This window comes from Borreliella japonica, from assembly GCF_030438115.2.
Taxonomy (GTDB): domain Bacteria; phylum Spirochaetota; class Spirochaetia; order Borreliales; family Borreliaceae; genus Borreliella; species Borreliella japonica.
In genome coordinates this window covers 1-10193 of sequence record NZ_CP179506.1, presented here as the reverse complement: position 1 = coordinate 10193, position 10193 = coordinate 1, and the positions used below count along the sequence as shown (strand labels likewise).

Below are 10193 nucleotides of genomic sequence, written 5' to 3'. Positions count from 1 at the left end.
AGTGGGAACTTAATAAAATTCTTTAGTAAGAGTTTCTCTGAGTCCCCACTTCTTTTTTTTTGAAAAAGTTTTTGTAAAAAATTTGGTAAAAAAAGTTTTTGCTATATAATTATTTATAACCATATAGGAGGTTGACGATTATGTCACACATAACAAATAATCAAGAAATACAAAATAACAAGATAAACAGAAAATCCAGAATAATACATGTTAAGCAACAAAGTTTTATTGGCTTCGAGGTATTTGAAGAAAAATCCACTCCAACTAAAGAAAAAAGTAAATTAAGCAAGATAGGTAAAAAATTACCAGGAATAAGCAGTAGAGAGTGTTTTAAATTTAACCGAAATCTTGATTTTAGCCTGCAGAGAAACAAACTTGATAAATACGGTGCTAGTGAAGTAGGAAATATTCTTATTGGTGGCGTAGGGCTAAAAGATTTAATGGTAAATAGAGTGCTTAAATATTTTGGTATGAGTATGCCTTTTGAAGAGAATTTGTATATGCTCAAGGGTAAAGAGTTAGAAAATTTAGGATTTAGAGAATTTATAAAGGTACACGGTGATAATATTGCGGTTTTGTATAAAAATAAATATGCCAATGGTGTTGATAAATATAATTATTTCAAAAAAATGGGAAATTCAAAAACTTTAGTGGGCTCAACAATTGACGGTTGGCTTATTAATAATAATGGTGATTTAGAACTTTTAGAGATTAAAAGTAGCGATTCTAATTATATGAGTAGCGCTATTGAAGAGTACAATAAAAATGGCAATTTCTTAAGTAACAAGTATTTTTTCAAATACTATGTACAAGCACAAATGCAGTTGGCATGTACTGGGCTTGAGAATTGCAATTTATTCTTTTTAATAGGTGCAACACCTATTAATTGCAAGATAAAAAGAAATGATTCTTTAATATCAAAAGTGCTTGAATTTGTTAATAACTGTGAATTGGAAATTATCAATTTAAGAAATAAAATTGGGAAAAATAATGCGGTCAATTTATTAATGTCACATAATGATGATAATCATACTTTTATAAATTTTATTGAAGAATTGGTAGTAAATAGTGATTTTTATCAATCTGGAGTTGAGTTTAATTGGATAAATGAATTTGTAGAGTATGTTGAGTGCGTTGACCTTGAGATTAAAACCAAGCAGTCTGCTATAAACCTTGAGTGTTCTCTTTTTGAAATTAAAAATTTAAAAGTAGAACTGAACAAAATTCAAAATGAAAACAGAAAAAAAGAAAAACCCATTAAAGAACTACTCAAAATTAAAATTGATGAAATCATGCGTAAATATCCACTAATTAATAATGTAAATTATAAATTTAGAGAATTTATGTTCAATTATGACCCTAATAAAAGGGCGATTTCAGATAGGGTAAAGAGCCTATTACCAACATGTGAAAAAGTATTCTTTTCTAAGAATATAGCGTTTTAAATAGTACCCGTGTCCCCGTTGAATAGGGACACGGAAAAAAATTGTTATAGCAAATACACGGAAAAAAATTGTTATAGCAAATAAGTTAATATAGATTATATATCAAAAATAAAGATATAAATCACCTAAGCTTAGATAGGTGATTTATAAGCCAATACTATTTTTTATGCACTCATACGCTTGAATTTTACTTGCAGAAGATAGTCCATAAATATTATCAATTTCATATGTTGAAGAATATTTCATAAGTTCTTTAATTTGAAAAGAATTGTAGCCGTTAGATTTTAAATTGAAAATAAACAAATTTCTACATAAATGGAGTGATTTATTTGCTCTAAAACCCCACTTTCTAAGTAACTTTTTGAATTTTTTAGCAATATGGTCAATGCTAATTTGATTATTTTTAAATCTATGTTTGGTTTTTTGAAAAAAATAAGTGCGGGTTGTATTAAGATTTTTTTCTTTAAAATAATCTTTATGCACTTTTTGAATAGCATTAAATTCTTTTGAATTTATAACAAATTCTCTAACACAAGTATTAATTCTTTTTTTTACCACATTTACTTTTATGTTGTATAAAGTTTTTCCGGTTTTGCTTAAAAAGGATGAAATATCTTGCATTTTTACTTTTTGCAGTTCTGCGCCCCTACACCCACTTATTAGCAGTAGATGTACAAACCATCCAGATATTGGGTCAATTTGTTTTAAGGTTTTTACACATTTTATAATTAATTGATTGGTTTTTGGATTTAAGTACAGTTTAGTAGAGATTTTAGAATTTTCTTGTTTATTTTCAGTCGATTTTTTTATCCGGGTTTTTAAGGTTTTATTTTTATCTATTATTTGTAGTATTTTTTGATAATCATCGTGAATCTTAAGTAACACTTCTGTAGTGTTTTTTTTAAAATCTAAATAATCGTTAATTTTCATTAATTAGCCCCACTTTTAAATCAAACAAAATTAAATATCAATTTATATTAATTTTACCCCAAATTTTATCAAGAATTACCAATATTAGTCAATTAAAACTTTTTTAATTGTATGCAAAATTTGGGCTAGAATAACTGTAGTAAGTGAAAAAACAATTTTTAAGCGTACATAAATGTATCTACATAAACGTTATTCTAAATATAACAAAAACTTTAAAATGAAAGAGAGAATACATTGTATTTATATATTCTTGACTCTATCTTTTATCCTAATAAAACAAAAATATTTTTGTGGATTTTACTACTAATTTTTTGTTAAAATATAATGTCTTTTGTTTTTTTGTATATCCTTATAAAAACTAATAAGACTAGTTGGTTATTAATTGGTTTTGTTAGTTTTTTTCAGTAATATGGCAAGTAAAAAAGAAAAAATAGATAAAAATAAAAATGTAACTTGTAAAGTTGTAACAATCATTATAAAAAGACTTTATTAATTTTGCTATTCTAAATTAGTAATTAAAAGATTTTGTTTTCATTTAATGGTTTTTGTTAATTTTTTAATATCTTTACGGGGTTAAATTTGCAGTATTATTTATTTAAATCAAATAAATATTGATGTATGCAAAATTGACTTTTTTCTATACGTTAACATTCAGTTAATAAAAATTAATCAAAATTACAATTTAAATTGTGCCAAAAACTAATGCGTTGTTATTAACTAATAGGCCCCACATTATGTGCAAAATTCGGGCTGTAGTATGGATATAATAAGCTTAAATGGCAATTTTAAGGATATCGCTCGGTTTATATACTATACTACGTCTAATATATATAAAAAACTCAAAAATTTGCCTTGTATGCCCTTTATAATCCGTTTTAAAGAAGATAATCTTTGTGATGGAGAATTCTAAAAAATTTCATTAGTATTACATTTGCAGTTTGTTAAAATGTAACAGTACAATGTAATAAAATTAGCTTTTTAAATCCTTGAAAAATTGTAATTTCATTGTTTCAAAAACAATGAAACTGTTTCTTGAAATTTTTTTTCTTTTGTATTTTAAAAAATACATGTTGTAATTATATATCTTTGCTTTACTTTTTAAAATTTGGAGAGAGTTCATGAAAAATAAAATATTTATTTTTTATGTTTTTGTTGTACTTATAAATTCTTGTAAAATGCATTTTGGAACAATAGACAAGCAAGCAACTGCTTGTAAAATTCATAAAAAGACAAAAAATGAGCTACTAATGTCTTGTATTCATAGATATGAGCGTCAAGGACTCATAATTCGCGATTTAAAAAATTAATGCTAGTTGTTCATACAAAATTTGAGGATTTTTTTAATGTCAAGTATTAACAAATATAATTTTAATAATAAAAAAAATCTTTTACAAAATAATATTTACAATAATATAGAAAATATAAAAAAAGAAATATCCGCTATAAAAGAAAATACCTCAAAAGACACTTCACTCCTAGGTAATAAAATTTTTAATTTAGAAACCCAAATGACTTACCTAGAAAACGACATAAATGACATTAAAAAAGAATTTTACAAAACTAAATCTTTTGTGCACGCAATGTTTCATGAATACTATCTAAAAAGTATCCTTATTTTTACAATAATTACGCCGTTTATTACGACTGTTTTTACTTGTGTTGTTTGGTGGATAATTACTAAGTTTAGCAAATAGTATATGTTATATTCTAAAAATTCCATGTCCATTTACCTAAAGGAGAAAGTGCTATAACTAGAATTGGAAATGATAGCAATGCTTATAAACCTTGTAAATACCCAATTTTCCTTAGAAAAATTACTAAACGATCTAAACAACATTGTTGAGCACCCAAATAGAAACATCACCTCAGTAAAAATATTGAAAAAATACCTTTACCTATTAGAAAAAAAAGTAAAAGTCATAACTAAACTTAGTACTAAGAATATAAATAGTGAATTTACAAGGCACTATAGACTGAATTTTTCTTTAGAAGAAACAAGTCTACGAATAAAAGACTATTTTTCAAAAAAATTAATTTCTAAACCCCCAAAAGCAATTATTTGAAAAGTACCTTGATTAACCAAAATTTTGAAAGATTATTATGAATAATAATGCGACTAGCGTGAGCTAAAAAATTAGAACTATTTGTATACAAAAAATATATACTTACCATAACTATGGTAAGTATATATTTTGAAAGATTATTATTATGAACTTTTATCAAAAAAATACAATACAAGTATAAATTTATGAGTTTGAACATAGTTAACTATACAACGCATACAAAAAATCCAATACCCCTTTTAAAGGCGTTGTTCACGACGCGTAAAACACAATAAAGACGATTTTTACCCTTAAAGAATTTTTAAAATTTCTTGTACTATTTTGGCCGAATTAATTGCAGCTAATTCGTAAAATTTATTATATTCAACCTCATTTTTTTCTTTATTTACTATGTCGCATATGGACCTAATAACTATAAAAGGCACATTAAATGTGTGAGCAACATGAGCTATTGCCGCTCCCTCCATTTCAACGGCCGCAACATCGTTAAAGTTTTTTATAATTTTAATTGCGTAAACCGGGTCAATAAACTGGTCGCCCGTTAATATCAGGCCCTTATACGCCTTTAAACCCTCAAGTTTTGATTTAATCACTTTTGTGGCTTTATTAAGCAAGTTTATGTCGGCACTAAATTTTTGTGGATAGTCCATAATTTGGCCAATTTTGTGGCCAAACTTCGTTAAATCAACATCATGATATGCAATTTCTGAAGATATTACTATGTCGCCTATTTTAATATCTTTATACTTGTCACTAACAATACCTCCAGCAACTCCACAATTGATTATATGGCTTATTTTGTATTGTGATAAAATGTAGCTAGTCCATAAGCCCGCATTAACTTTCCCAACTCCACAATCAATAGCTATAACATTTTTGTTAGATAAATTGCCCTTTACAATCTTTTTTCTAAGGCCGTAGCCTTTAAGCTCTATTTCCTTTTTATTGGAAATGAGCTTTTTTATTTGTTCGAGTTCGTAGTCCATAGCGTTTACTATCAAAACATTACTGTTTTTAGAAAAAGCAATATGGCTATTTAAAATAACAAACAAAAAAACAAAAATTTTTAACAAAAATTTTTCCATAGAATTGGACTCCTTTATGGTAAAAATGATATCTATAATGTTATTATATACACCTTATAAGGAAAAAAAGGGGATTTACAAAAATAGGTTTTAGGAAAAAGGCAACACCTTTTATACAATTAAAATTGTGTTATTAGGGGGATAAACACGAAGTGATTGATGTAAAAAAGATTAAAGTTACTAGAAACTAGCGTAGAAAAAAATGTAAATCTGGTGCTAAATGCCGTAAACAAAAAAGAATTTTACAAAACTAAAGCGCTTATAAATACAATATTTCAAGAATACTATATAAAAAGTATTCTTGTTTTGATAACAGTACCACCCTTTATCACCACTATTTTTATTAGTATTATTTCGTGGATAATTGCTAAGTTTAGCAATTAGTACAGAAATTTATGAATCCAGGCCACTTAGTAATTTTCCCTTTTTAGACAACGCTAAAATCAATAATTCTAATATTAATTGCACTATATAAAATAATTTACAAAAATGGGTTTTGGTGAAAAGATAATATATTTTTATTCATAATACAATTATGTTATTAGGGGCTAAAGCGTAAAATAGTGGATATAAAAAAAAATTTAAAGTTGCTAAAAGATAGTGTAGAAAATAATCTAAAGCTTGCGCTAGATACTGTAAATTACAAAACAGAAACTTTAGAAAATAATCTTAACAAAAAGACAGATAATTTAATTATTAATTCAAATTTAAGAATGGACAATATAGAAAAAAATTATAACTACAAAATAGAAACTTTAGAAAAAAGTTTTAACAAAAAAATAGATAGTTTAATTTCCAAGATAGAAACTTCAGAAAAAAATTTACATAAAAAAATAGATAATTTAAATATTAGGATAGATGATTTGGAAAAGAATTTAAATAAAAAATAGATAGTGTGAACTATTATTTCTATAATCTTTGATTTAGATATATAATAGTCCACTAATTAGTTAATAGTTCACTAATTAGTCAATATTTCCCTCAATAAGGGGAAATATTGACATTAATCTAAATAATTACAATGAAAATATATAATCAAATTGTCTTTCTTCTTTTAACATACAAAAAAATTTTAATACGCTTGTATTATAAGCGTATTTCTTATCAGAAATAAATTTTTCAAACTTATTTAGATCGTCTAATCTATTAGTTTTTTGGAAATAGTCTTTTAAAATTTTTGTCCAATATTCTATGCTTTTAAGCTTAGAATTTTTTTCAAGAATATTATCTAAAAGATTGCTATTATCAACACATAACGCCCTTATTAGGGCATTTATATTACTTTTTTCTATATCTTCACTTACCCAATTTCTTAAGTTAAGTAGTGCGTTTCTAAAAATTTCATAACAATAAAACTTTCCAATTTTTAACTTTTTGTTAAAGTTTTTTATTTGATTTTGGTTTTGATTTATGTCTTTTTTTTGTTCTTGATTAACACTAACTTGTTTGCTAGGCATATTAGAATTTTCGTTTTCATAATTATTGTTATTAGAGTCTGCATCAGTATCCACTTCACTTCTTATGTTAAGATATGCTACTAAGGCGTATCTTTTGAAATAAGTAATTGATGAGCCCACAAGTTGTGGCGTTGTATTAACATTTCTAGAACTATTTTCATTATGCCATTTTAAATTTTCTGTAAGTATTGGTGTATCAAATGAGTCTTTATACCCAGTATTTGTACTATAAAATGTAGTTCTAACAATATGAACTCTACCATACGGATCGTGTGTAAAAGTTGGAAATTGCTTAAAATCAAGTTGTAAATTGTGCTTTTCAATAACGTTATAAATTTCTTCTACTATATCATTGAAATTCTGATATTTATAGCCATATCCTTTAAGATTTTTCTCAATCCCTGCTAAGTTCATTCTTAGGGTTTTCATATCGCTTATAAAGCTAATTTCTGCTTGTATATTATTTTGGATATTTTGATTATTTGTTATGTGTGACATAATCGTCAACCTCCTATATGGTTATAAATAATTATATAGCAAAAACTTTTTTTTACCAAATTTTTTACAAAAACTTTTTCAAAAAATTAGGGTTTAGCTATATTCTCTTATCAAAAGAACTAAGCTAAACCCTTATCATTATTTTTTGTAAATTCCATATAGGTAGTTAAACCGAAAAGTTACACTACATCATTTGTAGTTTAGCTTAACTTAAGCTTAAAATCAATTTTTTTTACTAAATAGTAAAAAGTGTATTGAATTAATGATATTAATAATTAAAATTTAATATGTTTTAGGAAAGTGTTTACTTTTAAATAAAAATTATGCATTATAATATTAAACATATATTGCCATATAGGAGAAAAAGTGTGACAAAAGTTATAACCCATAAGAAAAGTCCAAATTGCTACAACAAACACCAATACAAATTAATAGTTCTTATCTCAACACTAGAATATGTAAACAAAAAACATCCAAAATATACCCAAAGCAACATACTCTATTACTTTAATGAAAATCTAAAACGAAATGGTCTGGCGCCCGTTAAACTAAAAACACTGCAAAATTATCTTTATGAATTAGAAAAACAATTTAAAGTTACAACCAATTATCACAAACACTTAGGGGTGAATTTTGGGACTGAAATATACTATCAACTTAATTTTTCTAAAAAAGAGTGTCATACAAAGATAAATAAATACTTTCAAGAAAAAAAAGATTTAAGATACCAGAAAAGGGTTGAAATAGGCCTTAAAGAGAAATTTACTAAAAATGGGAGTGTAGATATTGGGGAGTGTTTAAGTAATAAAAATAATAATATAAAAGAAGAAGAAAAAAAGAGAGACAATCCAATAAAAAAATTTCAAATAATAAAGTACTTCAATAAATGTAACTTTTTATCTAAAAAATTTCTCTTTCTTTTATTGAATTTAAATATTGAGAAAGATAAATTGATTAAAATATTTAAAGCCATAAAAAGATATGAAATTGAACTAACAAAAAATAAGAAGATTTTTTCAAATAAACCTTGTTTTAAAGAGAAGCAAAACAAATTAAAAGAAATTTTAGAAGATAACCAAAAAGAATTTGAAAAAAAAGGATATAATCCAAAACAACTGGAAACAGAATTTAAAAAAGTATATGAAAATTACAAATTAAAACCCCATTTTATTATTGAATATCAAAAATACAACGATTTAAACAAAATAAAACGCAAATTAGAAAAATCAATTGAATTGAAAAAAGAAAATCCACAAAAAAATTATGAGAATTTGAAGATAAACACTTTCAATATCCTCATTGAGCGACTAAAAGAAAAGGCAAATATTGAATTTCTAAAGCCAATTGTAAAAACTTATCTGAATAACAAAAATAAAATAGAATACAAAAAAGCATTTGGCACATATTATTATGAACTATTAGAAATAATAGAAATTGAAAACAATTCTTTAAAGTTAAAAGAATTTAGCAAAAAGGTTGTGTAAAGATTAAACATGGAAACCGCAGTTGAACCTACAAAAAAAGGTAAATGCAAAGTTGAGTGCAAAAATAAAGAACGGTTTATTTTGATTCAAAAAGAAAATGGTAAAGCAATGTACCATACAAAAATAATGATGTGGGAAAAAATACCCAGAACAAGGGCCACTTACAAAATGGATAATAAAAAACCTAAAATAATAACAATTGTGTCAATTAATGACATTCTTGATAAAATTTTTTATATGTATGTAAAATTTATTTTTATAAAAACTTTCTAGAAATAAAGGGGATTTTTTATGGCAATAAAATTCAAAAAAAAAATAAAAGTTGTAACAAAAAAAATAAATAATAGTGTTGAACAAAATTCAATTATTGATGAAAGTAAAATTTCTTATTACAAAACACTAAAGGAAAAGTTAAAAGCCAATTTCAAAAAAGAAATAGTCCATAAAGTGGAGAATATTAGAATTTTAAAAGAAATCAAAGATAATAAATACTATAAATTAGATGGATATAGAAGTTTTGATGCTTTTACAAAAGAATTTTATGTCGCAAAAAGTCAAGCATATAAGTATTTAAAATTAGCAGCAGCACTGCAAGACGGTGTTCTTAATGAGAATTATGTAATAGAAAATGGTATTCATAATTCTTTTAATTATATAAAAGATAAAGAAAGTCCATTGTTAAAAAAATCTAAGCAAAACCCAGTAAAACCTTTAAGGCTGCAACTTAAAACTCAAGAAATTTATGATTTTTACAAAAGCAATTCTAAATTTACTAATTTTATGATGAACGAAATTTTTGAAAATCAAAAAGATTTAATTCATAAGCTTATGAAGAAGTATGCCGAACTAAAAATATAATTCTAGATCAACGCAAGTTAGCTATTATGCAACATATGTAATATATTTAGATCGAATAAAGGTTATTAATAGGCTCTCTTATAATTTTTATATTTTATTTCATATATATCCTAATTTAGAGTGATATCACTCTAAATTAGGGCTTAAACCCCCTATAGATTAAAATGAATTTATACGAATTTGTTTTGTAAAAATTTTTTTGCTTAATATTTTTCTAAATTCAAAAGTTTTTGTAAATTACATAGATTGTGGTGTTGTATAAAAAAAAATTGATTTTAAGTATAAGTTAAGCTACACTACAAATAGTGTAGTGTAGCTTTTGTAGTTTACCTACCTATAAATTTGATAATTTGCAAAAAAAGAATAATAGAAT

10 protein-coding genes and 2 pseudogenes are annotated in these 10193 nt (G+C 24.9%); 9 read left to right on the top strand and 3 right to left on the bottom strand.

Going from position 1 to position 10193, the window contains the following annotated elements; genetic code table 11:
- The first annotated feature begins 140 nt into the window (after window positions 1-140).
- A pseudogene (locus tag QIA21_RS06615) lies at window positions 141-1471 on the top strand (DUF244 domain-containing protein).
- A 118-nt stretch (window positions 1472-1589) separates the two neighbouring features.
- On the opposite strand, the gene QIA21_RS06610 reads toward QIA21_RS06615, so the two are convergent.
- Entirely contained in the window at window positions 1590-2375 is a 786-nt protein-coding gene (locus QIA21_RS06610) for a site-specific integrase (RefSeq protein WP_418905776.1), read from the bottom strand.
- A gap of 757 nt (window positions 2376-3132) precedes the next feature.
- Here QIA21_RS06610 and QIA21_RS06605 point away from each other — a divergent pair.
- The 4 genes from QIA21_RS06605 (at window position 3133) to QIA21_RS06590 (ending at window position 4438) form a co-directional block, all read left to right on the top strand.
- Window positions 3133-3285, top strand: a complete 153-nt coding sequence (locus QIA21_RS06605; RefSeq protein WP_418905775.1) for a hypothetical protein — start codon at window positions 3133-3135, stop codon at window positions 3283-3285.
- A gap of 208 nt (window positions 3286-3493) precedes the next feature.
- On the top strand, window positions 3494-3682 hold the full coding sequence (locus QIA21_RS06600; protein ID WP_418905774.1) for a hypothetical protein: 189 nt from the start codon (window positions 3494-3496) through the stop codon (window positions 3680-3682).
- Between the two features lie 36 nt (window positions 3683-3718).
- On the top strand, window positions 3719-4069 hold the full coding sequence (locus QIA21_RS06595) for a hypothetical protein (protein ID WP_418905773.1): 351 nt from the start codon (window positions 3719-3721) through the stop codon (window positions 4067-4069).
- A gap of 69 nt (window positions 4070-4138) precedes the next feature.
- Window positions 4139-4438, top strand: coding sequence for a plasmid maintenance protein (locus tag QIA21_RS06590; RefSeq protein WP_418905772.1), 300 nt, complete (start codon window positions 4139-4141; stop codon window positions 4436-4438).
- 290 nt (window positions 4439-4728) lie between these two features.
- Here the strand turns inward: QIA21_RS06590 and QIA21_RS06585 are convergent, their stop codons facing one another.
- Window positions 4729-5523: a 5'-methylthioadenosine/adenosylhomocysteine nucleosidase gene (locus QIA21_RS06585; RefSeq protein ID WP_418905778.1), complete on the bottom strand. Its 795-nt coding sequence runs from the start codon at window positions 5521-5523 to the stop codon at window positions 4729-4731.
- Window positions 5524-6086: 563 nt separating this feature from the next.
- Here QIA21_RS06585 and QIA21_RS06580 point away from each other — a divergent pair.
- Window positions 6087-6413: a hypothetical protein gene (locus QIA21_RS06580; protein WP_050581090.1), complete on the top strand. Its 327-nt coding sequence runs from the start codon at window positions 6087-6089 to the stop codon at window positions 6411-6413.
- Between the two features lie 126 nt (window positions 6414-6539).
- Here the strand turns inward: QIA21_RS06580 and QIA21_RS06575 are convergent, their stop codons facing one another.
- Window positions 6540-7478, bottom strand: coding sequence for an ERF family protein (locus QIA21_RS06575; protein ID WP_418905779.1), 939 nt, complete (start codon window positions 7476-7478; stop codon window positions 6540-6542).
- Window positions 7479-7801: 323 nt separating this feature from the next.
- Between QIA21_RS06575 and QIA21_RS06570 the strand changes: the two genes are divergently transcribed.
- The 3 genes and pseudogenes from QIA21_RS06570 to QIA21_RS06560 all read left to right on the top strand — a co-directional run bounded on the left by QIA21_RS06570 (window position 7802) and on the right by QIA21_RS06560 (window position 9820).
- A complete protein-coding gene (locus QIA21_RS06570; protein WP_418905777.1) occupies window positions 7802-8962 on the top strand; it encodes a plasmid maintenance protein in 1161 nt (386 codons plus the stop codon).
- Between the two features lie 9 nt (window positions 8963-8971).
- Window positions 8972-9094: pseudogene (locus QIA21_RS07620) on the top strand (DUF226 domain-containing protein); the annotation flags it as partial.
- Window positions 9095-9253: 159 nt separating this feature from the next.
- A complete protein-coding gene (locus QIA21_RS06560; protein WP_091973982.1) occupies window positions 9254-9820 on the top strand; it encodes a chromosome replication/partitioning protein in 567 nt (188 codons plus the stop codon).
- Window positions 9821-10193 lie beyond the last annotated feature (373 nt).